This is a genomic window from Azospirillum sp. VT-I1, assembly GCF_055698305.1.
The window spans coordinates 308,452-333,579 of the sequence record NZ_CP168804.1 but is presented as its reverse complement, the minus strand read 5'-3'; the positions used below and the strand labels follow the sequence as shown (position 1 = coordinate 333,579).

23 protein-coding genes and 1 pseudogene are annotated in these 25,128 nt (G+C 68.1%); 10 read left to right on the top strand and 14 right to left on the bottom strand.

Going from position 1 to position 25,128, the window contains the following annotated elements; all coding sequences use genetic code 11:
• The first annotated feature begins 117 nt into the window (after positions 1-117).
• A complete protein-coding gene (locus AB8P05_RS23835) occupies positions 118-1,398 on the top strand; it encodes a ribulose-bisphosphate carboxylase large subunit family protein (RefSeq protein WP_472761150.1) in 1,281 nt (426 codons plus the stop codon).
• A 5-nt stretch (positions 1,399-1,403) separates the two neighbouring features.
• Complete coding sequence (locus AB8P05_RS23830) at positions 1,404-2,717, top strand: four-carbon acid sugar kinase family protein (protein WP_472761149.1); 1,314 nt, start codon at positions 1,404-1,406, stop codon at positions 2,715-2,717.
• Between the two features lie 278 nt (positions 2,718-2,995).
• Here AB8P05_RS23830 and AB8P05_RS23825 read toward each other — a convergent pair.
• Both AB8P05_RS23825 and AB8P05_RS23820 read right to left on the bottom strand, forming a co-directional pair.
• Positions 2,996-3,134: pseudogene (locus tag AB8P05_RS23825) on the bottom strand (IS3 family transposase); the annotation flags it as partial.
• A gap of 280 nt (positions 3,135-3,414) precedes the next feature.
• Positions 3,415-4,980, bottom strand: a complete 1,566-nt coding sequence (locus AB8P05_RS23820) for a cation:proton antiporter (RefSeq protein WP_472761148.1) — start codon at positions 4,978-4,980, stop codon at positions 3,415-3,417.
• A 319-nt stretch (positions 4,981-5,299) separates the two neighbouring features.
• Here AB8P05_RS23820 and AB8P05_RS23815 point away from each other — a divergent pair, with 319 nt between their 5' ends.
• Positions 5,300-5,689, top strand: a complete 390-nt coding sequence (locus AB8P05_RS23815; RefSeq protein WP_472761177.1) for a DoxX family protein — start codon at positions 5,300-5,302, stop codon at positions 5,687-5,689.
• A 63-nt stretch (positions 5,690-5,752) separates the two neighbouring features.
• Here the strand turns inward: AB8P05_RS23815 and AB8P05_RS23810 are convergent, their stop codons facing one another.
• From AB8P05_RS23810 to AB8P05_RS23800, 3 genes are read right to left on the bottom strand one after another with little or no spacing between them, the layout of a single operon-like run.
• Positions 5,753-6,856 (bottom strand): ABC transporter ATP-binding protein, encoded by a 1,104-nt coding sequence (locus tag AB8P05_RS23810; RefSeq protein WP_472761147.1) that lies wholly within the window; start codon positions 6,854-6,856, stop codon positions 5,753-5,755.
• Between the two features lie 16 nt (positions 6,857-6,872).
• Entirely contained in the window at positions 6,873-8,300 is a 1,428-nt protein-coding gene (locus AB8P05_RS23805; RefSeq protein ID WP_472761146.1) for an amidase, read from the bottom strand.
• Between the two features lie 12 nt (positions 8,301-8,312).
• The gene (locus AB8P05_RS23800) at positions 8,313-9,692 is read right to left on the bottom strand and encodes an aminotransferase (protein ID WP_472761145.1); all 1,380 of its coding nucleotides are present in this window, start codon (positions 9,690-9,692) and stop codon (positions 8,313-8,315) included.
• A 242-nt stretch (positions 9,693-9,934) separates the two neighbouring features.
• Between AB8P05_RS23800 and AB8P05_RS23795 the strand changes: the two genes are divergently transcribed.
• The 4 genes from AB8P05_RS23795 to AB8P05_RS23780 all read left to right on the top strand — a co-directional run bounded on the left by AB8P05_RS23795 (position 9,935) and on the right by AB8P05_RS23780 (position 13,988).
• A complete protein-coding gene (locus AB8P05_RS23795; RefSeq protein ID WP_472761176.1) occupies positions 9,935-10,849 on the top strand; it encodes a transketolase in 915 nt (304 codons plus the stop codon).
• The gene (locus tag AB8P05_RS23790; RefSeq protein WP_472761144.1) at positions 10,846-11,841 is read left to right on the top strand and encodes a transketolase family protein; all 996 of its coding nucleotides are present in this window, start codon (positions 10,846-10,848) and stop codon (positions 11,839-11,841) included. Before AB8P05_RS23795 ends, AB8P05_RS23790 begins: the two co-directional genes overlap by 4 nt.
• A 61-nt stretch (positions 11,842-11,902) precedes the next feature.
• Complete coding sequence (locus AB8P05_RS23785) at positions 11,903-13,216, top strand: aspartate aminotransferase family protein (RefSeq protein WP_472761143.1); 1,314 nt, start codon at positions 11,903-11,905, stop codon at positions 13,214-13,216.
• Positions 13,217-13,310: 94 nt separating this feature from the next.
• Entirely contained in the window at positions 13,311-13,988 is a 678-nt protein-coding gene (locus tag AB8P05_RS23780) for a GntR family transcriptional regulator (RefSeq protein ID WP_472761142.1), read from the top strand.
• Positions 13,989-14,009: 21 nt separating this feature from the next.
• Here AB8P05_RS23780 and AB8P05_RS23775 read toward each other — a convergent pair whose 3' ends face one another.
• The 7 genes from AB8P05_RS23775 to AB8P05_RS23745 form a co-directional block, all read right to left on the bottom strand.
• Positions 14,010-14,753, bottom strand: a complete 744-nt coding sequence (locus tag AB8P05_RS23775; RefSeq protein ID WP_472761141.1) for an SDR family NAD(P)-dependent oxidoreductase — start codon at positions 14,751-14,753, stop codon at positions 14,010-14,012.
• Complete coding sequence (locus AB8P05_RS23770) at positions 14,750-15,553, bottom strand: ABC transporter permease (protein WP_472761140.1); 804 nt, start codon at positions 15,551-15,553, stop codon at positions 14,750-14,752. The genes AB8P05_RS23775 and AB8P05_RS23770 overlap by 4 nt, the downstream gene beginning before the upstream one ends.
• A gap of 30 nt (positions 15,554-15,583) precedes the next feature.
• Positions 15,584-16,846 carry an ABC transporter permease gene (locus AB8P05_RS23765; RefSeq protein WP_472761139.1) on the bottom strand — a complete coding sequence of 421 codons (1,263 nt, stop codon included), beginning with the start codon at positions 16,844-16,846 and terminating at the stop codon, positions 15,584-15,586.
• 25 nt (positions 16,847-16,871) lie between these two features.
• Positions 16,872-17,930 carry an ABC transporter substrate-binding protein gene (locus AB8P05_RS23760; RefSeq protein ID WP_472761138.1) on the bottom strand — a complete coding sequence of 353 codons (1,059 nt, stop codon included), beginning with the start codon at positions 17,928-17,930 and terminating at the stop codon, positions 16,872-16,874.
• A 62-nt stretch (positions 17,931-17,992) separates the two neighbouring features.
• On the bottom strand, positions 17,993-19,036 hold the full coding sequence (locus AB8P05_RS23755) for an ABC transporter substrate-binding protein (protein ID WP_472761137.1): 1,044 nt from the start codon (positions 19,034-19,036) through the stop codon (positions 17,993-17,995).
• Between the two features lie 110 nt (positions 19,037-19,146).
• Positions 19,147-19,587 carry a hypothetical protein gene (locus AB8P05_RS23750; protein ID WP_455173391.1) on the bottom strand — a complete coding sequence of 147 codons (441 nt, stop codon included), beginning with the start codon at positions 19,585-19,587 and terminating at the stop codon, positions 19,147-19,149.
• 165 nt (positions 19,588-19,752) lie between these two features.
• Positions 19,753-20,652, bottom strand: a complete 900-nt coding sequence (locus AB8P05_RS23745) for a LysR family transcriptional regulator (protein WP_455173390.1) — start codon at positions 20,650-20,652, stop codon at positions 19,753-19,755.
• 146 nt (positions 20,653-20,798) lie between these two features.
• On the opposite strand from AB8P05_RS23745, the gene AB8P05_RS23740 reads away from it, so the two are divergent.
• Both AB8P05_RS23740 and AB8P05_RS23735 read left to right on the top strand, forming a co-directional pair.
• The gene (locus AB8P05_RS23740; RefSeq protein WP_472761136.1) at positions 20,799-21,722 is read left to right on the top strand and encodes a pirin family protein; all 924 of its coding nucleotides are present in this window, start codon (positions 20,799-20,801) and stop codon (positions 21,720-21,722) included.
• Between the two features lie 38 nt (positions 21,723-21,760).
• Complete coding sequence (locus AB8P05_RS23735) at positions 21,761-22,357, top strand: NADPH-dependent F420 reductase (protein WP_455173388.1); 597 nt, start codon at positions 21,761-21,763, stop codon at positions 22,355-22,357.
• Positions 22,358-22,374: 17 nt separating this feature from the next.
• Here the strand turns inward: AB8P05_RS23735 and AB8P05_RS23730 are convergent, their stop codons facing one another.
• The gene (locus tag AB8P05_RS23730; RefSeq protein WP_472761135.1) at positions 22,375-23,109 is read right to left on the bottom strand and encodes an SDR family oxidoreductase; all 735 of its coding nucleotides are present in this window, start codon (positions 23,107-23,109) and stop codon (positions 22,375-22,377) included.
• 74 nt (positions 23,110-23,183) lie between these two features.
• Between AB8P05_RS23730 and AB8P05_RS23725 the strand changes: the two genes are divergently transcribed.
• Positions 23,184-24,146, top strand: coding sequence for an AraC family transcriptional regulator (locus tag AB8P05_RS23725; RefSeq protein WP_472761134.1), 963 nt, complete (start codon positions 23,184-23,186; stop codon positions 24,144-24,146).
• On the opposite strand, the gene AB8P05_RS23720 is transcribed toward AB8P05_RS23725, so the two are convergent.
• The gene (locus AB8P05_RS23720; protein WP_472761133.1) at positions 24,129-25,079 is read right to left on the bottom strand and encodes a LysR family transcriptional regulator; all 951 of its coding nucleotides are present in this window, start codon (positions 25,077-25,079) and stop codon (positions 24,129-24,131) included. The two genes, AB8P05_RS23725 and AB8P05_RS23720, sit on opposite strands and share 18 nt — an antisense overlap.
• Positions 25,080-25,128: the final 49 nt, after the last annotated feature.

The following is a 25,128-nucleotide window of genomic DNA, read 5'->3' as shown; positions in this document are numbered from 1 at the left end:
CTGCCGCTGCCCTTTGCAATCACCCCGCAAGCGTTCAACCCCCTCTCCCTCGAAGAGGGGAGGGATGGGGAGGGGGCACCCCGCGGCAGCACCTCACGCCATCACAAGGCCACGCCCATGCACGCCGACCGCATCGAAGCCACATACCTGATCGAAACTCCCCTCGCCCCGGCCAAGGTGGCGGAGGTGATGGCGGGGGAGCAGTCCTGCGGCACCTTCACCCGCGTCCATGGCGAGACCGACGACCTGCGCGCCCGCGCCCGCGCCATCGTCGAATCGGTGGAAAAGCTGGACAGCGCCGACAGCCCTGCCCTGCCCAACACATGGCTGGAGCGCCAGCGCACCACCGGCCCCTGGCAGCGCGCCCGCATCACCATCTCCTTCCCCACCGCCAACATCGGCGCCAACCTGCCCACGCTGGCCGCCACCGTCGCCGGCAACCTCTACGATCTCGGCGAGGTCACCGGCCTTCGCCTGGAATCCGTGCGCATCCCCCAAGCCTACCGCGCGCAGTTCGACCTGCCCCGCCACGGCGTCGCCGGCACACGCCGGCTGACCGGGGTGGCGGACGGGCCGCTGGTCGGCTCCATCATCAAGCCGAATGTCGGGCTGTCGGCCGAGGAGACCGGCGAGCTGGTCGGCACGCTGTGCGCCGCCGGGCTCGACTTCATCAAGGACGACGAGATCTGCGCCGATCCGGCCCATGCTCCGCTGGCCCAGCGCATCCCCGCGGTGATGGACCGGGTGCGCCGCCACCAGGACCGCACCGGCAGGCATGTGATGGTCGCCTTCAACATCACCGACGAGACCGACGCCATGCGCCGCCATGCCGATCTGGTGGAACGCGAGGGCGGGTCCTGCATCATGGTCAGCCTGAACTGGTGCGGCTATTCCGCGGTGCAGACGCTGCGCCGGCACAGCGGGCTGGTGCTGCACGGCCACCGCAACGGCTTCGGCGCCTTCTCGCGCCATCCGCTGCTGGGCATCGGCTTCGACGCCTATCAGGCTCTGTGGCGGCTCACGGGCGTGGACCACATGCATGTCCACGGCCTGAACGGCAAGTTCGCCCAGCCTGACGAAGAGGTGATCGACGGCGCCCGCGCCTGTCTTGCGCCGCTTGCGGCGGACGCATCCGATGCCACGGACACCGTGATGCCGGCCTTCTCCTCCGGCCAATGGGCTGGGACGGTGCCGGTCACCTGGGAGGCGGTGGGCACGGCCGACCTGCTGTTCATGTCCGGCGGCGGCATCATGGCCCATCCCGACGGGCCGGCGGCCGGCGTGCTGAGCATCCGGCAGGCCTGGGACGCCGTCCGCGCCGGGCGTACCCTCGACGACGCGGCTTTGGAACTGCCGGAACTGCGCCGGTCGCTGGACTTCTTCGGAAAGAAGGGCTGAACGCCATGCCGGTGATCCCGAAGATCGGCTGGTACGGCGACGACTTCACCGGGGCGACCGACACGCTGGCCACCCTGGCGAAGGCCGGGCGGCGGGCGTTGCTGTTCCTCGACGTGCCGGATGTCGCCCGGCTGGGCGCCGCCCGGATGGCGGCCGGTGGTCCGCTCGACGCCGTCGGCATCGCCGGGGCGGGGCGCAGCATGCCGCCCGACGCGCTGCGGGCGGAGCTGGAGCCGGTCGGCCGCTTCTTCGCGGCGCTGGGCGTGCCGGTGATGCATTACAAATGCTGCTCCACCTTCGACAGTGCGCCAACGGTCGGCAGCATCGGGGAGGCGGTGCGCACCCTGGCACACCACTTCCCCAACCGCTTCCGCCCGGTGGTGGGCGGTCAGCCGAACATCGGGCGCTATTGCCTGTTCAGCACCCTGTTCGCCGCGGCCGGCACCGGCGGCACCGTCCACCGCATCGACCGCCACCCGACCATGAGCATCCATCCCGTCACCCCGATGGCGGAGGCCGATTTGCGCCGCCACCTCGCCGCGCAAGGGCTGGACGGGGTGGCGGCGCTGCACTACCCCGACTATTGCCTGGACGACGCGGCGCTCGACATCCGGCTGGAACGGCTGCTGGCGGAGCAGCCGCCCGCCATCCTTCTGGACGTATCCCGCAGCACCGATCTCGCCGCTGTCGGCCGGCTGATCTGGAGCCACGCCCGACGCGAGCCGCTGCTGGCGGTGGGGCCGAGCGGCGTCGCCCAGGCACTGACCGCCCATTGGGATGCCCAATCACCCTCGGCGGTCGTCGAGGAGACGCCGCTCGCCCCCGCGGCAGGCCCGGTCTTCCTGATGGCCGGCAGCCTGTCGCCGTTGACCCGCAGGCAGATCGACGCAGCCACCTCCTACCGCCGCATCCAGGTCGATGCGGCCGCCCTGTGCGACGATCCCGCCTATGCCGAAGCCCTGCTTGGTGAGGTCGCCGCCTCCTTGCAGGCCGGACGCCACACGCTGGGCTGGACCGCCCCGGCCTCGGGATCGGCCGAGACCGGCCGTGCCGGCTCGGTGGCGGCGGCTACCGCGGCATTCGTCGCGGCGGTGCTGCGGGCCGTGCCGCTGCGCCGGGTCGGCATCGCCGGCGGCGATACCTCCAGCTTCGCGGTGCGGGCTCTCGGCTGTTGGGGGCTGTCCTACCGTTGCACCCTGGCACCGGGCGTCACCGTCAGCCGTACCCATGCGAACGAACCGGCAGTCGACGGTCTGGAGTTGATGCTGAAGGGCGGTCAGATGGGTGGCGATGATCTGTTCGAACGGCTGCTGGGATAGGCGCCGTCAGGGTGTCGGCGGGAAGGGGATCAAGGCGGTTCGGTAATCGGGTTTGTCGCGCGGCCTCATCGATGAACCATGCAGGAACCCGGCCGGTACGACTCATCGGTATGTCCTTTATTCCGGCCGTCGAGATCCTGATCTTGCCCCGGTTGGGTGGACACGGGTTCACGCAGATCTTAGCTCGGCCTGTTCGGGGGCGATGTATCCGATGGCCGAGGTGGCGAGTTCGGCGCGCAAATGGTCGCGCATCGCCCAGCCAACGATCTTCCGGGTCGCTCGTCCCGGTGGTCCTCGATGAAGCGGAACCTCATCTCGGTGCTTCCGCGAAGATGCTGATGGCTTTTTCAAAATGTCGCGTTCCTGCCGGGCGCGCTCCAGTTCGCATCGCAGCCTCGCGATCTCCGCCGACTGCTCGTCCGGCTTGGCCGGCATGGCCGTGTCGGATACGGCAGGGACACCAGACCGTGAGCGCGGCGGGTGACTCTGGGCTGCCCGCCGCCAGCTCCGCAGCACCGAGGCCTGCAGGCCTAACTCCCGCGCCACATGCTCCAGCGGCCGGCCGCTCCCTTCCAGCAGGGCAGCCATGCTGCCCTCCATTACAATGTCAGACAAACACCGCATCCTGGCATACTCCGATGCCGAGGAAAGGGGGCATCCACACCATCAGTTCATATCCGCACAGCTTGACGGTCCCTCACCCTTCCACCAGTTGCAGGCGTTCGGGCGGGGAAGAGGCGAGTTCGGACCAATCGAGCTCCTGCTCCAGTGCGTGGAACACATCGTCATCGATGGCGCCCGCGCGGCGCATCTCGGCAAGCTTGCGACGCTTCACGGCGATCATGTCCCGTTTCAGCCGGTCGCTCTCGCTGACCTCCCGCGGGTGCTGTCCGGCGGCCGTGGCCGCGCGTGCCGCCCGAAGGGAGTGCCGCTCCGCCCGTGCGGCCTCGTCCTCGCGCCCCTCAAGCGCGGCAACGGCGGCATCGATCAGAACGATCCGGGCGGCGGACGCTTCCCGGTCGAAGGAGTGGTCCGGCGGGAAGCGCAGGCGGACGATCAATGGTCCCAGTGTCAGGCCTTGCAACACCAGGGTGCCGAGCAGAACGGCGAAGGCGCACAGCACGATCAGGTCGCGCTCGGGGAAGGTCGGCGGCAGGGCCTGTGCGGTGGCCAGCGTCACCAGTCCGCGCATGCCGCACCAGGCGACCACCAGCCCCTGCCCCACCGTCGGAACATCGCCCGGGCCTCGCTGCCGCAAGATGAAAGCGGAAGCACGGTTGTAGACGAGAACCCAGACAACGCGCACCAACACCACCACTAGGAACACCGCCGCCGCGACGCCGGCGGCCTGCCAGAAGCGGTCGCCTTCCAGCCTGCCGATGATCGCTCTCGCCTGCAATCCCATCAGAAGGAAAGCCAGGACGTTCAGCAGGAAGACCACCGCCTCCCACACAGAATAGGAATGGACACGGTCACGGGGCGGCTGGCGTTCCGGCGCGGACCGCGCGACTGTCATGGCGAAGGCGACGGTGGCGAGAATCGCCGAGAAATGCAGGCGCTCCGCAATCACCCAAGTGCCGAAGGTGGTCAGGAATTCGAAGATCGTGCCGCTGAGTGTCCCGGCCAGCCGGGGCGCCAGCAGAACATAGATGCGACCGACCAGAACGCCGACCAGCAGGCCGCCGGGCACCGCCAGGACGAGTTGCGGGAGCACATGCTCCGGAATGGCGCCGCCCGTCATCCCGGACTGGACCGCTACCGCAGCGCTGAAGATCAGCAGGGCAACCGCATCGTTCAGCAGGCTCTCGCCCTGTAGAACGGTGACGGTCCGCCGCGGCAGGGCGAAGCGCCCGAGCATGGCCGCCGCCGCCGCGGCATCGGGCGGCGCCACGATGGCGCCCATGGCGATGGCGGCGGCGATGGGAAGCCCCGCCAGCGCGATGCCGACCCAGGCAACCGCCGCGGTCGTCAGGATGACCGCAACCGCCGCCAGGGACAGCAACGGCGCCCAGTTGCGCCGCAGTGCCGTGAATGGCGTGTCATAGGCCACATCGACCAGGGCCGGTGCCACGAAGAGCGCCAGCGCCAGTTGAGGATCCAGCGTGATGTCGGGCGCCGGAATATCGGGTGCCCAGGGCAGCGCCGCCACCCCCACGCCCGACAGGCACAGGATGGTGGGATAGGGAACGGAAAGCCGGCGCGAGAACTGGAGCAGGAGGACCGCAATCAGAAGCAGGATCAACGTGCTCTCGAACAACGCCATGAGCCACCGCGCCTTTCTGCCTGGGGCGGCGGGGTCCGCGACCAGTGTTCCGCCGGAGCTTCCGGTATGACGCAGCCCGGCGCGGCCGGGCAATCGCAGCAAGGGTGGTAGCGCTTGGCTCCTTTTCGAAGTTTTCGAACGTTATGGTCCATTTTATCCCGATTTTCCTGAATGCAGAAGGAGCGTAGATCTCCGTCATCCCCGGCGCCGACGAAGAAACGGAGCGCCGATCCGGAAACCCCGATCAACGAAACCTGATCAACGAAGGATGACTGACATGACCATCTCCGCCCCCACCGCTTCGACCTCGTCCCTGCCGATGGGCTCGATCGCCGCCGATGCGGCTCCGCTGGCCGGCCGCGTCCTGCTGGCCGGCCTGTTCCTGGTCTCCGGCTATGGCAAGCTGATCGCGCCGACGATGACCATCGGCTACATCCAATCGGTCGGCCTGCCGGTGCCGGAACTGTCCTATGTGATGGCGCTGCTGGTCGAACTGGCTGGCGGCCTCGCCCTGATCGTCGGCTTCCAGACCCGGCTGGTGGCGCTCGCCATGGCGGTCTTCACGGTCGCGACGGCGGTGCTCTTCCACAACAACCTCGCCGACCTCGATCAGTACTTCCACTTCTTCAAGAACATCTCGATCGCCGGCGGCCTGCTGCAGATCGTCGCCTTCGGTGCCGGCCGCTTCAGCCTGGATGCCCGCCGCTGAACAAACTGCCCGACGGTGCGGAGGCGCCGAAGCGCCTCCCCCGCCAGCTGAATATCGTGTTGATCAGTGCCCCACCGGTAGCGCGATGGCGTCGGCCGGTCCCCATTCCACCCGATAACGGCCGCCCGGACGCACATGCTGATGGTCGGCGTTGTTGGGAATTTTCGCGACCAGCCCGCCAGCCGGACCGTCCGACAGATGCACGCGGATGTGGTCGCCCAGATAGATCAGTTCGGAAACATGCCCGAACAGGCCGCTCCCTCCTCCAGCCCCGCCAGCCGCCTCCGCCGGCACCAGCCGGACCCGCTCGGGCCGCAGTGACACGGTGACCGAAGCCCCCGCCTCCAATCCGGAGGCAATACGGGCCTGCACCACCGAACCGCCCTCCAGCCGGACGGTCCCGCGGTCGCCCTGCCGGTCGGCCAGCACGCCGGACAGCCGGTTGTTCTCGCCGATGAAGCCGGCGACGAAGACGGTGGCCGGTTCCTCGTACAGTTCTTCCGGCGTCGCCAGCTGTTCCACCCGGCCGCGATTGAAGACGGCGATGCGGTCGGACATGGTCAGCGCCTCCGCCTGGTCGTGGGTGACATAGACCATGGTCACGCCGAGACGCTCATGCAGATGCTTGATCTCGAACTGCATGTGCTCCCGCAGGTTCTTGTCCAGCGCCCCCAGCGGCTCGTCCATCAGCACCAGATCCGGTTCGAACACCAGCGCCCGCGCCAGCGCCACCCGCTGCTGCTGCCCACCGGAAAGCTGGGAAGGACGGCGCTGCGCCAGAGCGCCCATCTGCACCATGTCGAGCGCGCGGGTCACCCGCCGCTCCGTCTCCGCCCGCCCCATCCGGCGCACCTTCAGCGGATAGGCCAGATTCTCGGCGATGGTCATGTGCGGGAACAGCGCATAGTTCTGGAACACCATGCCGATGTTGCGGCGGTGCGGCGGAACGTTCTGGATCGGCTTGCCGGCCACGCGGATTTCGCCGCGCGACGGCGCCTCGAACCCCGCCAACATCATCAGGCTGGTGGTCTTGCCGGAACCGGACGGCCCCAGCATCGTCAGGAACTCCCCCTTCGGGATCGACAGGTCCAGCCCCTCGATCACCAGAGTGCGCCCGTCATAGCTTTTCTGGACGTCGGCGAATTCCACAAAACCTTGGCTTTCCATGGTCGTTCCTTCCGTGTCAGGCGGAGTGGATGGGCGGACGGCGGTCCTGCCAGGGGCGGGCGCGTTCCAGTTGGCCGGCAAGGCGGAACAGCGTCGCCTCGGCTCCGGCGCGACCGGTGAACTGGGAGCCGACCGGCAACCCCTCGGCATTCCAGGACAGCGGGACGCTCATCGCCGGCAGGCCGGCCATGTTGGCGAAGGTGGTGAAAGCCAGGAACTGCATGAAGCGGTCCATGACCGCTTCCCCGCCATGCAGCCCCGCATCGAAATGGCCGAGCTTCGGCGGCGGCGAGCCCAGCGTCGGCGTCAGCCAGACATCGTAGCGTTCCAGGAAGCGCCCGAGGGTGCGGGAGAAGCCGTGGAACCAGCCGAGATCCGTCACGTAATCCGCCGCCAGGATCCGGCTGCCACGCTCGAACAGGTAACGGTTGAAGGGCTCGACCTCCTCCGCCAGCGCGGCGGGGGAGCGGTTGGTGGCGCGGCCGATGCTCCACAGGCTGCGCGTCGCCGTCATCGACCAGAAGCGGCGATAGGCCGATTGGTACTGCTCCGCATCGAAGACCGGGGCGGCGATTTCAACGTCATGCCCCAGTTCGGCGCAGAGGCGTGCGGTGTCGCGCACCGCCGCCACGCAATCGGGATCGACGTCGGTGCCCAGCAGCGACCGGTCGGTGACGGCGATGCGCAGACGCCCCGGCTCGCGGCCGACCTGCGACAGGAAACTGTTCGCCGGCGGGGCGGCGCTGTAGGGATCGCCGACCATCGGCCCGTGGGTGGCGTCGAGCAGCGCCGCGCTGTCGCGCACGGTCATCGTCACCACATGTTCGTTGACGATGCCGCCCAGGCTGTCGCCCAGATCGGGACCCATGGTGATGCGGCCGCGCGTCGGCTTCAGCCCGAACAGCCCGCAGCAGGAGGCGGGAATGCGGATGGAACCGGCGCCGTCACCGCCATGTGCCGCCGGCACCATGCCGCCCGCAACAGCCGCCGCGGCACCGCCGCTCGACCCGCCGCTGGATCGGCTGGTGTCCCAGGGGTTGCGGGTCGGGCCGAACAGCACCGGCTCCGTCGTGCCGAGCGTGCCGAATTCGCACAGGTTGGTCTTGCCGACCGCCAGCAGGCCGGCGCGGCGGTAACGCGCCATCAGTTCGCTGTCATGGTCGACGACGGTCCCGGCCAGCAGGCGGGAGGCGCCGGTGGTCGGCGTGCCGTTGACATGGCAGTAGAGATCCTTGATCAGGAAGGGCACGCCGGCGAAGGGTCCGGACGACGCCTCGCCCGTCTCCAGCGCCGCGCGCGCCTGGTCGTAGAGCGGCAGGATCACCGCGTTCAGCACCGGGTTCACCGCCTCGATGCGGGCGATGGTGGCGTCGAGCAGGTCCGCGGCGCTGACCTCGCCGTCGCGGATCAGGCGGGCCTGATCGAGCAGATCGAGATATGGCATGGCGGGTCCCCCTCAGGCGGCGAGGCTGTCGCGGGACAGCGTGTCGGCGACGTCGTCCAGCGCGGCACGCAGCCGCTCGACCAGCGCGTCAATCTGGCCGGGTTCGATGACGTAGGGCGGGCAGAGCGCGATGTTGTCGCCCATGTTGCGGATGATCGCACCATGGGCGAGGCAGCGACGCTCCACCTGCGCGCCGACCCGCAAGGCGGGGTCGAACTCGCGGCCGGTCGCCGGATCGGCGGTCAGGCCGATGCCGGCCAGCAGGCCGACGCTGCGGATCTCTCCGACCAGCGGGTGCCCGGCCAGCGCCTCGTCCAGGGCGGCGCGCAGATGGGCGCCCAGCCGGCGGGCGCGGCCGACCACGTCGATCTCGTGATAAATGCGGATGGCCTCCGTCGCGACCGCCGCCGACACCGGATGGCCGGAATAGGTGAAGCCGTGGCCGAAGACGCCGATCTCCGCGCTCTGGTCGGCGATCGCCTGATAGATGCGGTCGCTCAGCGCCACCGCGGCGATGGGGATGGCGCCCGACGACAGGCCCTTCGCCATCGACATCATGTCCGGCAGGAAGCCGAAGGTCTGGCTGCCGAACCAGTTGCCGGTACGGCCGAAGCCGCAGATCACCTCGTCGGCCAGCAGCAGGATGTCATGGCGGGCCAGCACCGCCTGGATTTTGGGGAAATAACTCTCCGGCGGCAGGATCACCCCGCCTGCGCCCATCACCGGTTCGGCGATCATCGCCGCGATGCTGTCGGCACCCTCCGCCTGGATCAGCGCTTCAAGCTCTGCGGCAAGGCGCGTCGCATACTCCTCCTGGCTTTCGCCCGGTTCGGCATGGCGCGCATGGTTGGGACAGGCGGTGAAGACCACGCCCTGGTCCGGCAGGTTGAAGGCGCGGTGCATGTGAGGCAGGCCGCTGAGCGCCGCACCCATCACCGTGCTGCCATGGAAGGCGCCGGTGCGGCTGATGATCTTGCGCTTCTCCGGCCGGCCGCGCGCAGCGTTGTAGTACCAGGCCAGCTTCACCATGGTGTCGTTGGCTTCCGACCCGGAATTGGCGAAGAAGATCTTGCCCCCCTTGATCGGCGAGATGCCTGAGATCGCCTCCGCCAGCGCCACGCAGGCGTCGTTCGTGCGGTGGTTGAAGGTGTGGTAGGTCGCCAGCGTCCGCATCTGGCGGGCGGCGACTTCGGCCAGCCGCGCCTCGTCGAAGCCGAGCGACGCGCACCACAGCCCGGCCATCCCCTCGATATAGCGGCGACCGGACTCGTCCACGACATGGACACCGTCGCCCCGCACCAGGGCGAGCGGCCCGCGCTCCTCATGGGCGCGGGCATTGGTTTGCGAATGCAGATGCAGGTCGATGTCCAAGGCACGAAGGGCGTTGGTCATGGGATCGGCTCTTCCTGATTGCGGGGGAGTGAGAAGGGGCGCGGTGGCGGCGGTTCGGCCGCGGGATCGCGGCGGAACGGGCGGCAATGTCATGCTTGCCATTCCCAACTTGTATCTTATAAGTTATAAGTTGTCGAGGGCAATTCGGCGCGCCCTTGCACCCCGCCCACACGATCCAGCGCCGATCCGCTGACAGGATGACCATGCCAACGACCGCCACCGCCGGACCGGCGCCCGATCCCATGGGCGCCGGCCCAACCCTGACGCCCGAAATCCTGGCACCCGAAACCGTCGCCCATCTGGAGGAACGCGCCCGGCATGTCCGGCTGGAGACGATCCGGCTGATCGCCATCGCCAAGGTGGGCCACTATTCCTCGACCTTTTCCTGCGCGGAGCTGTTCGCGACGCTCTATTACGACGCCATGCGCCTACGTCACGGGGAGCCGCGCTGGCCCGACCGCGACCGCTTCCTGATGGGCAAGGGCCATGCCGCGGTCGGGCTCTACCCACTGCTGGCCGACTGGGGCTTCTTCCCGAAGGAGCTGCTGGACGGCTACACCCGGCTCGGCAACCCGCTGGGCGACCACCCGGACATGACCAAGGTGCCGGGGGTGGATTTCAGCTCCGGCTCCATCGGACATGCGCTGTCCGCCGGCCTCGGCATGGTGATGGGCGGCCGGATGATGGGCCGGCGCTTCGACGTCTATGTCATGCTCGGCGACGGCGAGATGCAGGAGGGGCAGGTGTGGGAAGCGGCGATGGCCGCCGCCCACCAGAAGGCCGGGAACCTGATCGCCATCATCGACCGCAACGGCTACCAGCTCGACGGCCAGGTGGACGAGGTGATGGGGATCGAGCCGCTGGCCGACAAATGGCGCGCCTTCGGCTGGGAGGTGCATGAGGTGGACGGCCACGACGTCGCCGCCCTCGCCACCCTGTTCCGCCGGCTGAAGCAGGACAAGACCCGCGAGAAGCCGGCCTGCGTCATCGCCAAGACGCTGAAAGGCAAGGGCGTCGGCTACATGGAGCGGGAGGCCGGCTGGCACCTGGGATATCTGGCGCCGGAAGACGAAGCCGCCGCCATCACCGAGATCATGGGGCAACCTAGCGGCCCCGCCATCACCCAAGAAGACGCCGCCCAGGGAGACGCCCGATGACCGCCGCCAATACCCTCGCCGGACCGGTCAATCCCGGAAGCTGGCAGTACCGGCAGCTCAATGCCCGCGCCCCCGGATTGTCCTATCTGTCGGACGCTCTGTCGGCGCTGGTGGCGGACGGCCACCCGGTGATGGCCGGGACCGCCGACCTGCAATACTCCAACGGCCTCGCCCGCTTCGCTGCCCGCCATCCCGACCGCTTCATCCAGTTCGGCATTTCGGAGCAGAACATGGTGTCGGCGGCGGCCGGCATCGCCACCACCGGGGTGATGCCCTTCGTGGCGACCTTCGCCTCCTTCCTCGGGCTATTGTGCTGCGAGCAGATCCGTATGGACGTCGCCTACTCCGCCCTGCCGGTGCGGCTGATCGGGCACCATGCCGGCATCGCGCTCGGCTTCTACGGCACCTCGCACCATGCGACGGAGGATTTGGCGATCATGCGCTCCATCGCCGGGCTGACCGTGGTCAATCCGGCCGACGGGCCACAGCTGGCCGCCGCGATCAAGGCATCGGCCGACCACCCCGAACCGATCTATTTCCGCATCGGTCGCGGGCAGGAGCCGAACGTCTATGACGACCTGCCGGATTTCCGGTTTGGAAAGGCCATCGAACATGAGACCGGCACCGACCTGATCATCATCGCCTGCGGCACCATGGTCCACCCCTCCCGCGAGGCGGTTCGGGCTCTGCGGGCGTCCGGCCTGTCGGTCGGGCTGATCGACATGCACACGATCAAGCCGCTGGACCGCGACGCAGTGCTGGCGGCGGCCGAACGCTCCCGCATCATCCTGACGGTGGAGGAGCACAACATCCTCGGCGGGCTCGGCGGTGCCGTGGCGGAGGTGATGGCGGAGGCCGGCACCAAGGCGGTTCTGATCCGCCACGGCATCCGCGACGAATACAGCCTGATTGCGCCGCCGACGCACCTCTACCGCCACTACCAACTCGACGCCGCGGGCATCGAGACGGTCGTCCGCGACATCCTGGCCTGAGACCGCCGGCCGGGACGGGTCAATCCGCCGCCAGTCCCGGCCGCCATGACGAGGACCAACCATGCCCATCGAGACCGACAACGCCGCGCTGACCGCGCGGGCGCGGGCCGTCATGCCCGGCGGGCTGCTCAGCCCCAGCCGGCAGCTGGCGCACCCCTACGTGTTCGTGCGCGCCGCCGGACCGTACCTGTACGACGCCGACGGCAACGAGCATGTTGATTATCACTGCGGCTTCGGCGCCAACATGCTGGGCCATTGCGCCGCCGCCGTGCGCGACCGCGTGACCGCGGTGTCCGAGCGCATCGACCTGATCGGCGCCGCGGCGCTGGATTTAGAGGTAGAGGCGGCGGAAACGCTGGTCCGCCTGATCCCTTGCGCCGATCAGGTGGCCTTCTGCAGCAGCGGGTCGGAGGCGACCTACCACGCGCTGCGGCTGGCGCGCGCCGCCACCGGGCGGCGGACCGTGATCAAATTCCAGGGCGGCTATCACGGCTGGCACGACTATGTCGCCATGAACGTGCAATCGCCCGCCGAGCGCATCGGGCAGTACGACCCGGTTTGCGACGGCATCCTGCTCGATGCCGCCCGGCACACCATCGTGCTGCCTTACAACGACGCCCAGGCGGTGGAGGATTACCTGACCGCCCATCCGGGCGAGGTCGCCGCTGTCATCATCGAGCCGATCGCCCACAATATGGGATCGGTGATCGCCCATGACGCCTTCCTGCGCGACCTTCGCCGGCTGACCGCCGATCATGGCACCGTGCTGATCTTCGACGAGGTCATCACCGGCTTCCGCCACGCGCTGGGCGGCTACCAATCGATCGTCGGGGTGACGCCCGACCTCGCCACCTTCGGCAAGGCGGTGGCCTCCGGCCATCCGGTGGGAATCCTGGCCGGCCGCGCCGACCTTATGGAACGGCTGGGGCGCACCGGCGAAGGGGCGGTCTTCATGGGCGGCACCTTCAACGGCACGCCGCCCTCGCTGGCGGCCCTGCTGGCGACCGTCGGCGAGCTTGAACGGCCGGGCACCTACGAGCGGCTGTTCGCGCTCGGCGACCGCATGCGGACCGGCCTGTCCGCCATCGTGGAGCGGCTGGGGATCCCGGCGCAGCCGGCCGGCTACGGGTCTGTCTGGCTCCTCTACTTCTTCGAGGGCGCCTTCCAGCGCTATGAGGACCTACTGCGCAATGACAACGCCGCCGACCTCGCCTTCCGCCGGCGGCTCGTGGAGCAGCGCTTCATCTTCCAACCCCTGCCGCTGAAGCGCCTCTACCTGTCGACCGCCCATGACCAGGCGCTGATCGACCGCACGCTTAACGCCATCGCCGAGACGCTGCATGCGCTCCATCCGGCGATGCGGGTCGGCGCCTGACTTTTCTGTGTTATAGCTTATAGGACGGCAGGAGGCGTGCCCAAGGCATCGCCTTCTGCCGTTCGTCCGTGTGTGAGGAGATGACGTCGTGCGAATGCAGCCGATCGAACCGGGAAACCTGTCGGCGCGGTCCTATGTGGCGGTGCGCGAAGCACTGATCGCGGGGAGCTTCAAGCCGGGCCAGCGGCTGGTCATGCAGGATCTGGCGGACGAGCTGGGCACCAGCATCACGCCGGTGCGCGAAGCCTGTTTGCGGCTGGTCAGCGAACAGGGGCTGGAGCTGCGGTCGGGCCGCTTCGTCTGCGTGCCGGGGCTCAGCCTGTCGCGCTATCTGGAAATCCGCACCATCCGCATCGCGCTGGAAGGTCTGGCGGCGGAGCTCGGCGCCGCCCATGCCACGGCGGAGGACATCGCCCGCCTGACCGAGGCGCATGCCCGGTTCGACGCGGCGGAGCGCGCCCGCGACGTCACGGCGGCGCTACAGCACAACCGCGACTTCCATTTCACCGTCTACCGGCTGTCGGGGATGGAGATGCTGGTCGGCCAGATCGAAAGCCTGTGGGTGTCGATGGGTCCGATCCTGAACGTGTTCTACAACGAGGTCGAGCACGACGATTACGCCGGCGCCGACGAGCATCTGGCCCTGATCGCCGCACTCCGCACCCATGACGGCCCGGCCGCCCGGGCCGCCATCGAACGCGACATCATCCGCGGCGGCGAGAGCCTGATCCCCTATCTGGAAAAGATCGGCCAATCCCTGGCGCCGGCCTGAGACCGGCGCCAGAAGAACCCGTCACTCGTCCAGACCGCGCGGGGTGCGCATCCCGGCGGTCTCGCCGCCGTCGATGGTCAGGACGGTGCCGTTGACGTAGCTCGACCGCTCCGACAGCAGCCAGGCGATGGCATCGGCGACCTCCTCCGGCGCGCCGAAGCGGCCGGCGGGGATGCGCTGCTCCAGGCGGCGGCGCTTGATCTCCTGCGTCTTGATGCCCTGCATCATGCGGGTGTCGATCTGGCCCGGGCAGACGGCGTTGAAGCGGACCTCGTCGCCGAACTCCAGTGCCAGCGCCTGGGTCATGCCGATCACGGCCGCCTTCGACGCACAGTAGATCGCCAGCCCTTCCTCCCCGATCTTGCCGGCGACGGAGGCAACGTTCACCACCGCGCCGCGCGCCGCCCGCAACCCCGGCAGGGCAAGGCGGGTGAACAGGAAGGCGCTGCGGGCGTTCACCGCCATCACCTGGTCCCAATCCTCCACCTGCGCTTCGGCGAAGGCGACGCGACGCGACATGCCGGCATTGTTGACCAGCCCGTCGATGCGGCCATCGCCAAGTTCCATCGCGCGCGCGACCGCGCGGGCGCAGTCGTCGGGCGAGGCGACGTCGCCCTGCTGGAAGACGGCACCCGGACAGCGACCGGCGAGGTCCGCCCCCGCCGCCTCGTCCCGGCCGGTGAAGAGGACGGCCTGCCCGTCGCCAGTCAGGCGTTCCACACAGGCGCGACCGATGCCGTGCGTGCCGCCGGTAACGATGATCATGCGTTGCTCCCAGGCTTTGAACCGGTCCCCCGCCCCAGCCGGGCGAGAAGGACCATGAAGACGATGGTGACGCCGACCAGCAGGGTCGACATCGCCAGGATGGACGGGTCGATGGTGTCGCGGATGCCATCGAACATCTGGCGCGGCAGGGTCCGCTGCTCCGGCCCGCCGATGAATAGTGCCACCACCACCTCATCGAAGGAAAAGATGAAGGCGAACAGACCGCCGGACAGCACGCCCGGCAGTATCAGCGGCAGCGTTACCGTGAAGAAAGCACGCACGGGCGAGGCGCCCAGGCTGTAGGCCGCCCGCACCAGGGTGGTATCGAAGTTGCGCAGCGTCGCCGTCACTGTGATGACGACAAAGGGAGCACCCAGCGCCGCATGGGCCAGGATCAGCCCGAGATAGGAGGCGGTCAGGCCGATCCGCGCGAACAGGAAATACATGGCGACGCCGCTGATCACCACCGGCACCACCATCGGCGCGATCAGCAGGCCGAGCAGGAAGGACCGGCCCGGCAGGTCGTTGCGCGCCAGCCCCAGCGCCGCCAGCGTGCCGAGCAGCGTGGCGAGCGCCATGGCGCCGGTGCCGACGATCAGGCTGTTGCGCAGCGCCGGCAGCCAGGGGCCGGACGCCGCCAGCACCTTCTCGTACCATTGCAGCGACAGACCGGGGATCGGGTAGGACAGGAAGCCGGCGGAGCTGAAGGAAATCGGGATGACCGTCAGGATCGGCCCCACCAGGAAGACCATCATCGCGCAGCAGAAGACGTATTGAAGAACACGGGTCGGACTGGACATGGCTCGGCCTCTCTTCCGGAAGCGGGGACCTCATTGAATGCCGGCGATGCGGCCGACGCCGATCAGGCGCCCGACCGTCGCGTAGAGCAGCATGATGCAGGCGAGCAGGATCGCCCCCAGCGCCGAGGACAGGCCCCAGTTGATGGTGGTGTTCGCGTAGTAGGCGATGAAGTAGCTGGTCATCTGGTCACGGGCGCCGCCGACCAGGCTGGGCGTGATGTAATAGCCGACGCCGATGATGAAGGTCATCAGACAGCCCGCCCCGACGCCCGGCAGCGTCATCGGCAAATAGACCTTGAGGAAGCCGACAGCCGGATGGGCGCCCAATGAGGCCGAGGCCCGCATGTAGGAGGGCGAAATGCCCTTCATCACACTGAGGATCGGCAGGATCATGAAGGGCAGCAGGATGTGCACCATCGCGACGTAGAGGCCGAAGCGGTTGAACACCAGTTCCAGCGGCGCATCGACGATGCCGAGCCGGGTCAGCAGCCCGTTCAGCACGCCTTCCTTCTGCAACACGACGATCCAGGCGCTGGTCCGCACCAGCAGCGAGGTCCAGAAGGGCAGCAGCACGCAGACCATCAGGACCGACGCGAAACCGCGCGGCAGGCTGACCAGCGCATGGGCGAGCGGGAAGCCCAGCACGAGGCACAGAAGCGTGGTGACGAAGCCGATCCACAGCGTGCGGCCCAGCGTGTCGATGTAGATGCGCTCCTCCGCCGGGGCCCGCGTAATCGAGCCGCTGTCGTCCATCCGCAGGTCGAGCGCCGTCAGCAGGTAGTAGGGCGTCAGCGACGGGCTGGCCCGGCGCAGCGCCGCCCAGGTGGCAGGTTCGCCCCAGCGCGGATCGATGGCGGTCAGCTCCGCCGTCCAGTCCGCCTGCGGCCGGTCGATGCCGCGGACGGCACGCGCCGTCTTGGCCAGCAGCGCGCGGTAACCGGCGCGTTCGTAATTCAGGCGCCGGCTTGCCTCGCCCAGGCGGGGATCGCCATAGGCGGCCTTCAGGTCGCGGGCCAGCGCGGCATAGGCGCTCTCCGGCGGCAGGCCCTCGCCGATCCAGCCGCGCATCTCCGCGGCGACGCCGGGCAGCGCCTCGCCCACCTCGCCATTCTCCACCGCATGCACCAGCATGCCGCCCAGCGGCAGCACGAAGACCAGGATGAGGAACAGGACGAGCGGCGCGATCAGCAGGGCCGAGACCATCCGGGCCTTCGCACGCGACGACAGGGACGGCGGCGCCAGCGCCGCAGGCCGCTCAATAGTTTCAGTGGGAGTTTCAGTGGTGGTTGCCATGCGCGTCATCGCTCCTTTCCACCGGTCATCGGGAGCGCCAGTTGGCGAAGCGCGCTTCCAGCGCCTCGCCATGGTCGGCCCAGAAGGCGGTGTCGAGCGGGACCGCCAGCGCGAAATTGGCGGGGCTCGTCGGCAAGTCGGCGGCCAGCTTCGGATCGACGGCGAGGTTCGCCTTGCGGTTGGTCACGCCATAGGCGATGTGGCTGGGGAAACGCGCCTGCACCTCCGGCCGGCTGGCGAAAGCGATGAAGCGCTCCGCCGTGGCGCGGTTCTTCGCCCCCTTCGGGATCGCCCAGTAGTCGACGCCCAGCACCTGCCCGTCCCAGGAGAGCGCGAAGGAGCGCCCGCCCTGGTTGGCCGCCGCCACCCGCCCGTTGAAGGCGGCGGACATGACCACGTCGCCCGAGGCCAGCCGCTCGATCGGTTCGGCGCCGGAGGTCCACCACAGGATGTCCGGCTTGAGCCTGTCGAGCGACGCGAAGGCACGATCCACGCCGGCCGGCGTCGCCAGCAGCTTGTAAACCTCGCCGCGCGGCACCCCATCGGCCAGCAGGGAGATCTCCAGCGTCATCTTGGCGGTCTGGCGCAGGCCGCGCTTGCCCGGCCAGCGCTGCACGTTCCAGAAATCGGCCCAGCTCTTCGGGCCGTTGGCGAGGCGGGAGCGGTCGTAGGTCATCACCATCGACCAGACGAAGGCGCCGACGCCGCACTCGCTGTAGGCCTCGTCAATGAACTCCTTGCGGTCGCCGATGCGGGTCCATTCGATCTTTTCGAACAGCCCTTCCTCGCAGCCGCTCAGCAGGCTGTTCTGTTCGACCTGCAGCACGTCCCAGCTGACACTGCCGGTATCGACCATGGCGCGGACCTTCGCCATCTGGCCGGAATAGGAATCCTCGGTCAGCTGCACCTTGTTGGCATCGGCGAAGGGGCGGAAGAACACCGCGCGTTCGGCGTCCTGCAGCACGCCGCCGGCGCCGACGACGGTCAATTGCTCGGTTTGCGCGGAAGATTGCGCCAGGGCCGGCGCGGACAACAGTCCGGCAGCCAGCGCGCATCCGACGATGCGCCTTGCGTGAAGCGTCATGACTCTCACCTGTTCGGAAATGGGTTGCGGTCGGCTCTGCACCCGGTCCGGTGAACCCGGATCTATTGGGCGACCCAGCGCTCGAAGCGCTGCTGCAACTCGTCTTCGTTGTTCACCCAGAAGGGCGTGTCGATCATCAGCGCGCCCGCCATGTTCTGCGGGGCGGTCGGCAGGTCCGGCTGGATTTTCGGATCGATCAGGGCGGAGGCGCGGCCGTTGGTGACGCCGTAGGGGATCGTCTCGGCAAAGCGCTTCTGCGTGTCGGCGCTGGTCATGTAGGCGACCAGATCCCTGGCGGCCGCCAGCTTGTCGGTGCCCTTGGGGATCGTCCAGTAATCGGCGGAATAGAGCTGCTGCGACCACAGCATGGTGAAGGCCCGCCCGTCCTTATTGGCGGCGGCGACCCGCCCGTTGTAGGCGGAGGTCATGACGACATTGCCGGCGGCGAGCCATTCGACCGGCTGCGCGCCGCTGACCCACCAGCGGATGTGCGGCTTGATCTGGTCCAGCTTGGCGAAGGCGCGGTCCACCCCCGCTTTGGAGCCCAGCGTCTCATAAAGCTTGTCCGGGGCGACGCCGTCGGCCAGCAGGGCGATCTCCAGCGTCATGCGCGCCTGCTTGCGCAGGCCGCGTTCACCCGGCCAGCGCTTGAGATCCCAGAAATCGGCCCAGGATTTCACGCCAGGGGTCTTGGCCGGATCGAAGGCCAGCACCTTCGACCAGACGAAGGCGCCGACACCGCAGGGCGCCTTCACCTGCGGGATAATGTCGGCAGCGTTCGGCTGGCTGTTCCAGTCGAAGGGCTCGAGAAGCCCCTCGTCGCAAGCCAGCGTCATCTCGTTCTCGTCCATCTGCAGGACGTCCCAGGTGACCGTCCGCGACTGGTTCATCGCCTTCAGCTTGGCGATGCCGCCGGTGTAGGACTCCTCGATCAGCGGCGCGCCCGACCGTTTGGAAAAGGGCTCGAAATAGGCGGTCCGCATCGCGTCCTGCAACGATCCGCCGAACCCGACGACCGTCAGGTCGCGCGCATACGACGAACCGGACGCAATCAGCATGGCGAACACTATGGGCGCGCAAAGGCGCCCGGCCAGTCTCCTCGTCATCCGACCCTCCTTACTTGGATCCCGGAGGGCCGGCGACGTGCCGCCGCACCGGACCATCCGATGCGACAATCTTATAAGTTATAAATTACCTGTCAAGGCAGCCAATATGTTCAGCGCGTCGTGTGGCGAAGAGCGGCGCCGACCGCGAGCAAGCCGGCGATCATCAGGAATTCGACGCCCTTGATCGACGTGGCGAGTTCCGGCGGCAGTTGCAGGACCAGAACATGCGCGCCGATCAGCATGACGACCGCCAGCACCACCGCGGTGCCGAGTGAGCGCAGCGCCAGGATCGCCGCGCAGCCGACCGCGGCCAGGAAAGGGCCGATTGCCATGGGATGGGCCGGAAGCAGGTCCGACGCACCGCTGCCGATTTGGCCGGCAATCGACAGCAGGTGGTTGCCCAGCCAGCCGAGAAGCCGCTGATTGCCCGACGGCATCATCAGCAGGTCCAGCACCCCGCGAACGACGGAGCAGCCGGCGCTGTGCAGCTTGCAGGACAGGGTCGACAGGGTGTCGCCGGCGGCGACGCAGAGGGAGGTGGACTGGCTCATGATCCGCGTCCTTGGATCCTTGGGAGAGATCGGGATCGGGCCGGACGCGAACGGATTGCCGTGCCGGTCAATGCCGGGACGCTAACCGTTCTTCTAGGAACGATAAACCAAGCAGTCGGAAGAAATCCGTTGCATCTACGGGAACAATCAAAAGGCGGAACGCCCTCACCCCGCCATCTGGCTTTCGAAACGGGAAATCAGGAAAGAGGCGGCCGGTCCCGGCGGGCTGTCGGTGCGGTGGACAGCCTGAAGCCGGTAGGGGCCGCCCTTACAGTCGGGCATGTCCAGCCGCACCAGCCGCCCGCTGTCCAGATCCTCCTGGATCATCGGCAGGGGCATGTTGCCCCAGCCGATCCCCTCGCGCAGCAGCATGTGCTTGGAACCGAGATCAGCCAGCCGCCAGGTGCGCGTGCCGATGACCGCGAACTCCCAGCCCTGCGTCAGGGTGGAGCGGTCGGTCAGCACCAGTTGCACATGCTCGCGCCCCGCGCCGGGCGGATTGCGCCCGGCCATCGCCAGCGGGTGGGAGGGGGCGGCGACCGGCACCAGTTCGACGAAGCCGACGCCGATCCGCTCGATACCGTCGATCTCCATGTCCAGCGGCCCGCTGATGCCGATCGTCGCCGCACGGTTGAGAACCATTTGGGTCACCGCACCCAGTGCCTCGACATGCAGGCGCAGGGTCACGGTCGGGTAGGCCTCGCGGAAGGCCTTCAGCGCATCAACCACCCGCCAGGCCGGCAGCATGACGTCGAGCGCCAGAAGCACCTCGGACTCCAGCCCCTCGATCAGGCCCTTCACCTTGGCTCGCAGGCTGCCCATGCCGTTGGCGATGGTCCGCGCCTCCGACAAAACGGCGCGGCCGGCGTCGGTCAGCTGCGGTCGCTTGGTGGTCTCGCGGTCGAACAGGGAGACGCCCAGCTGCATCTCCAGGTTCGCGATGGAATAGCTGATGACGGAGGTCGCCCGCCCCAGCTTGCGCGCTGCTCCGGCGAAACTGCCGGTATCGACCACGGTCAGGAAAACGCGGAGCTGGTCGAAGGTCGGGGTGCCGGGATCTGACATTTCCAATTTCTCGAACGTTTTGATCCATCTTATCCCGGTTTTTCCGAAGGTCCAGCGGCGTTAGCTTTCCCTCACCAGCAGCGCCGGACCACTCCTCCAAAGGAACCAGCCCGGCGCCGCCTCTTCCAAAACCGGGAGTTCCCGCCATGACCGTCCGCCCTGCCGCCGGCGTCGAACACATCCTGCTGCCTGCCATCCGCGACATCGGCGACGGGTTCCAGGTCCGCCGCTCCCTGCCGTCGGCCATGCGCCGGTCGGTCGGCCCCTTCATCTTCCTGGACAGTTTCGGCCCGGTGACCTTCTCCGCCGGCGAGGGCATGGACACCCGCCCCCACCCGCACATCGGCCTGTCGACCCTGAGCTACCTGATCGAGGGCGAAATCGTCCATCGCGACAGCGAGGGCTTCGTTCAGACGATCGAGCCGGGGGCGGTGAACCTGATGACCGCCGGGCGCGGCATCGTCCATTCCGAACGCACTGCCCCCGCCACCCGCAGCAGCGGACACCGGCTGTTCGGCTTCCAAAGCTGGATCGCCCTGCCGGCGCAGCATGAGGAGACCGATCCCACCTTCCAGCATGTGGCGGCAGACGCGCTGCCGCGGATCGAAGGCGAGGGTATCGACCTGCGGCTGATCGCTGGATCGCTGCTGGGCCGGCGGGCGCCGACCCACACCTTCTCCGATCTGTTCAACGCCGATGTCGTCCTGCAGGACGGCGCCCGGCTGCGCATCGACGCCGAGCATATCGAACGCGCCGCCTATGTCGTCGACGGCGCGGTGGAGGTGGTGTCCGAGGACGGCGTCTTCCGCAAGGACCAGCTGATCGTCTTCCGGCCGGGGGCGGAAATCGTTCTGCGTGCCGTCGGCCCGGCCCGGCTGATGCTGCTGGGCGGCGAACCGCTGGACGGACGGCGGCACATCTACTGGAACTTCGTGGCCAGCCGGCGCGAGCGCATCGAACAGGCCGCACAGGACTGGCGTGAGGGCCGCTTCCCCGCCGTCCCCGGCGAAACCGAATTCATCCCGGTTCCGGAACCGACTTCAAAGCCCGCGGCACCCCGCGCGGCCTGATCCCTCATCCAACCTCTTGTCTCGAAAGGACCATCACCATGACCACCTACGCCATCCTCGGTTCGGGCGCCATCGGCGCCGCCGTCGCCGGCCAGTTCGCCCGCAAGGGCATCGAGGTTCTGCTCGCCAACAGCCGCGGGCCGGAAACCCTGGCCGACCTCGCCCACGATCTGGGGCCGAGCGTCGTTCCCGCCACGGTGCAGGACGCGCTCGCCGCCGACATCCTCATCCTGGCGGTGCCGTACGACGCGGTGCGCGATGCCGTGCACGGGGCGCCGGCCTGGAACGGCCGCATCGTCGTCGACGCCACCAACGCCATCGACTTCCCGGCCTTCACCCCCCGCGACCTGGGCGGCCGCCAATCCACCCACATCGTGGCCGAAGCCGTGCCCGGTGCGCGCGTCGTCAAGGCCTTCAACACCCTGCCGGCGGCGGTTCTGGCGAAGGATCCGCAGGAGAACGGGCGCCGCGTCCTGTTCCTGTCCGGCGACGACGACGGTGCCAACGCCGAGGTTGCCGGCCTGATTGAGCGGCTGGGCTATGCCCCCATCACGCTGGGCCGCATCGCCGAGGGCGGTCGCCTGCAGCAGTTCGGCGGCGCGCTGATGGTCCATAGCCTGATCAGACAGGGCTGACCGGTCCGAGGATCATGTCAGGCCTGTGCGGTCGGGCGAATGACGATCTCGCTCAGCTCGACATCCGCGGGCTGGGCGATGGCGAAGGCTATCGCCCGTGCGACGGCCTCCGGCGGAATAGCCACCCCCGCCATCCGCTCGCCGATCGCCTGCTTGGTTGCCAAATCCCGGATGGAGTCGGTGAAGTCGGTCTTCACCATGCCGGGAGAAACCGCAGTGACGCGCAGTTTCGCCCCTGCCTCCTGACGCAGGGCTTCGGTGATCGTCCGAACGGCATTTTTTGTTGCCGCATAAACCCCCTGCGTCGGGACGATCTTGAGCCCGGCGGTCGAGATCACGTTGATGAAATGCCCGGCTTCCTGCCGCCGGAACACCGGAAGGGCGGCGGCGATGCCGTAGAGGACGCCCTTCACGTTCACGTCGATCATCGTGTCCCAATCCTCGACGGTGCCGTTGTCGAACGGGGCGATGGGGCCGATGCCGGCATTGCCGACCAGCACGTCCAACCGGCCGTAACGCTCCACTGCCAACGCTACCAGCGCCTCCAAGTCTTCGCGCTTGCTGACGTCGGTGGCGATCCGGACGGCATTACCCCCCATCCCACGGATATTGTTTACCAACTCGTCCAGTCGATCCAGGCGCCGGGCACCGAGCACGAGCGTCGCACCCTGTCCGGCCAACAGAAGCGCAGTCGCATGACCAATGCCGCTGCTGGCCCCGGTGATCGCGATGATTTTTCCGTCCATTGCCATGACCATTCCCTGTCACTGATGCCGAGGCCTTCAGTTTTGTGCCGGGCTGCCGGATGGTCTATGCTTCAGACCCCATGATTTCGTCGCAAGCGTCCATATCCGCGGCCGATCCGTTCACGGACGTGCTGTCCCTGCTCCAGGTCCGCAGCATGCGCTGCACCCGGCTCGAAGCCGGTGGAGCCTGGGCGCTGGAATTTCCCGGACGGTCGAGGTTGAAGCTGGTAGCCGTTTTGCGGGGACAGTGCTGGCTGCTGCTGCCCGACCAGCCAGCGCATCACCTTCGGGCCGGCGATGTCTTCCTGCTCAGCGACACCCCGTATGCGGTGGCGAGCGATCCCGCGGTAACGGCGGCGGACGGCACCGGTCTATTCCCGGACGATGGGCAGAACACGGTTCGGCTGGGCGACGGTGAAACGGTGCTGCTCGGCGGCGGGCTGGTCTTCGAAGAGAGCAGTTCCTGGCTGATCGTGGAGGCTCTGCCGCCTGTCATGCCGGTGCCGGCAGGCCGTCCAGCGGCAGTGGCTTTGCGCAACATGCTCGAGCTTCTGAACGAAGAAATGGCACGGCCGCAAATTGGCGGCACGATGGTCGCACGGGGGCTTGCCTCCATCATCATGGTCCAGGCCTTGCGTGCCTATGTAGCCGACCATGGAGACGATAGCGCCGGGTGGATTGGTGCCCTGGCGGACCGGCGGATCGGCCGCGCCCTGACTCTAATGCACGGAGAGATCGCCGAGCCCTGGACCGTCGGATCCCTGGCGTCGGCCGCCGGCATATCCCGGTCGGCCTTCGCATCCCGATTTCGCCGGCTCGTCGGGACGGCGCCGCTTGACTATCTCAGGCGCCTGCGGATGGAGCGTGCCCGATCGGCCCTGCGCGAGGGCCGCATCACCATCGGAGAGTTGGCGGCCAGCCTCGGCTATGCCTCCGAGAGCGCTTTCGGCCATGCGTACAAGCGTGTCTTCGGCCACTCCCCGAGGCGGGAGGGAGAAGGCGGCGTCCGGCCGATCCACCCACGGTCACCGGTACAACGTTAGCCCGGCCGATCCGCCGTCGGGCCAACTCCCCAAATCGATACGCGTCACCAGGAACTCCAGGAAAGACCGTACCTTCGGCGGTTGAATGCGTCCTCTGGGAAAGACGGCGTGCAGGTCGACATCCGATCCCCTCCAATCGGCAAGCACCCGCTGCACCTGGCCGTTAGCCAGATAGGGCCGCATGGCGAAGTCGGTGGACAGGACCAGCCCGCCACCGGCCAGCAGCGTCGGGATCAGCAACTCCGGATCGTCGGCCGTCATCACCGGATCGATGGCGATGTCCAGCTGCTCCCCGGCTTGGCCTCTGCCGTTTCGCGTCAGGCGCCACTCATGGCCGGAAGGCCGCCATGCGGTCAGGGTGGCCAGTGTCAGATGCCGGGCAAGGTCGTCGGGGTGGGTCGGCATCCCATGATCTGCACAATAGGAGGGCGACGCGTAGACATGGCGGGATAGGACGCCCAGCTTGCGGGCCGCCATGGTGGAGTCCGGCAACGGTCCCATCCGGATCGCCAGATCGATGTCCCGCGCCACCAGATCCAGGGTTTCATGGCTGAGCACCAGATCGACTCGGACATCGGGATAGAGGTCCCGGAATTCGGGCAGAAGCGGCGCGATGACCTTCATGCCGAAGGACGGCGGTATCGTGACACGCAGCCAGCCGCGCGGCGCGTCGCGCAGTTGGGCAACGGCGTTCTCTGCCTGCTCCAGCTCCTCGGCGATCCGCCGGCAGCGGTCGAAATACACCGTCCCGGCCTCGGTCAGCCCGATGCGGCGGGTGGTCCGGTGCAGAAGCTGGATGCCGAGCCGCTGTTCGAGATCGCGCACCTTGCGGCTCAACGTCGTCTTCGGCAGCCGCAGCCGCCGGGCGGCCTTCGTGAAGCTGCCTTCCTCCACCACCTTCACAAAGGCGATGGTGTCGTTCAGGTCCTGCATCTGCACCCGCCAATTGGATCGGATTTCGGCACAATGTTGCCCGCGCGCG

What these genes read in the sequence shown, in the direction of transcription:
- AB8P05_RS23755 (WP_472761137.1), bottom strand. Translation starts at nt 19,036, where the DNA reads ATGACGAGGAGACTGGCCGGGCGCCTTTGCGCGCCCATAGTGTTCGCC.
- AB8P05_RS23735 (WP_455173388.1), top strand. Translation starts at nt 21,761, where the DNA reads ATGACCACCTACGCCATCCTCGGTTCGGGCGCCATCGGCGCCGCCGTC.
- AB8P05_RS23785 (WP_472761143.1), top strand. Translation starts at nt 11,903, where the DNA reads ATGCCCATCGAGACCGACAACGCCGCGCTGACCGCGCGGGCGCGGGCC.
- AB8P05_RS23795 (WP_472761176.1), top strand. Translation starts at nt 9,935, where the DNA reads ATGGGCGCCGGCCCAACCCTGACGCCCGAAATCCTGGCACCCGAAACC.
- AB8P05_RS23790 (WP_472761144.1), top strand. Translation starts at nt 10,846, where the DNA reads ATGACCGCCGCCAATACCCTCGCCGGACCGGTCAATCCCGGAAGCTGG.
- AB8P05_RS23745 (WP_455173390.1), bottom strand. Translation starts at nt 20,652, where the DNA reads ATGTCAGATCCCGGCACCCCGACCTTCGACCAGCTCCGCGTTTTCCTG.
- AB8P05_RS23800 (WP_472761145.1), bottom strand. Translation starts at nt 9,692, where the DNA reads ATGACCAACGCCCTTCGTGCCTTGGACATCGACCTGCATCTGCATTCG.
- AB8P05_RS23720 (WP_472761133.1), bottom strand. Translation starts at nt 25,079, where the DNA reads ATGCAGGACCTGAACGACACCATCGCCTTTGTGAAGGTGGTGGAGGAA.
- AB8P05_RS23815 (WP_472761177.1), top strand. Translation starts at nt 5,300, where the DNA reads ATGGGCTCGATCGCCGCCGATGCGGCTCCGCTGGCCGGCCGCGTCCTG.
- AB8P05_RS23830 (WP_472761149.1), top strand. Translation starts at nt 1,404, where the DNA reads ATGCCGGTGATCCCGAAGATCGGCTGGTACGGCGACGACTTCACCGGG.
- AB8P05_RS23775 (WP_472761141.1), bottom strand. Translation starts at nt 14,753, where the DNA reads ATGATCATCGTTACCGGCGGCACGCACGGCATCGGTCGCGCCTGTGTG.
- AB8P05_RS23805 (WP_472761146.1), bottom strand. Translation starts at nt 8,300, where the DNA reads ATGCCATATCTCGATCTGCTCGATCAGGCCCGCCTGATCCGCGACGGC.
- AB8P05_RS23835 (WP_472761150.1), top strand. Translation starts at nt 118, where the DNA reads ATGCACGCCGACCGCATCGAAGCCACATACCTGATCGAAACTCCCCTC.
- AB8P05_RS23770 (WP_472761140.1), bottom strand. Translation starts at nt 15,553, where the DNA reads ATGTCCAGTCCGACCCGTGTTCTTCAATACGTCTTCTGCTGCGCGATG.
- AB8P05_RS23780 (WP_472761142.1), top strand. Translation starts at nt 13,311, where the DNA reads ATGCAGCCGATCGAACCGGGAAACCTGTCGGCGCGGTCCTATGTGGCG.
- AB8P05_RS23810 (WP_472761147.1), bottom strand. Translation starts at nt 6,856, where the DNA reads ATGGAAAGCCAAGGTTTTGTGGAATTCGCCGACGTCCAGAAAAGCTAT.
- AB8P05_RS23765 (WP_472761139.1), bottom strand. Translation starts at nt 16,846, where the DNA reads ATGGCAACCACCACTGAAACTCCCACTGAAACTATTGAGCGGCCTGCG.
- AB8P05_RS23730 (WP_472761135.1), bottom strand. Translation starts at nt 23,109, where the DNA reads ATGGCAATGGACGGAAAAATCATCGCGATCACCGGGGCCAGCAGCGGC.
- AB8P05_RS23750 (WP_455173391.1), bottom strand. Translation starts at nt 19,587, where the DNA reads ATGAGCCAGTCCACCTCCCTCTGCGTCGCCGCCGGCGACACCCTGTCG.
- AB8P05_RS23760 (WP_472761138.1), bottom strand. Translation starts at nt 17,930, where the DNA reads ATGACGCTTCACGCAAGGCGCATCGTCGGATGCGCGCTGGCTGCCGGA.
- AB8P05_RS23820 (WP_472761148.1), bottom strand. Translation starts at nt 4,980, where the DNA reads ATGGCGTTGTTCGAGAGCACGTTGATCCTGCTTCTGATTGCGGTCCTC.
- AB8P05_RS23725 (WP_472761134.1), top strand. Translation starts at nt 23,184, where the DNA reads ATGATTTCGTCGCAAGCGTCCATATCCGCGGCCGATCCGTTCACGGAC.
- AB8P05_RS23740 (WP_472761136.1), top strand. Translation starts at nt 20,799, where the DNA reads ATGACCGTCCGCCCTGCCGCCGGCGTCGAACACATCCTGCTGCCTGCC.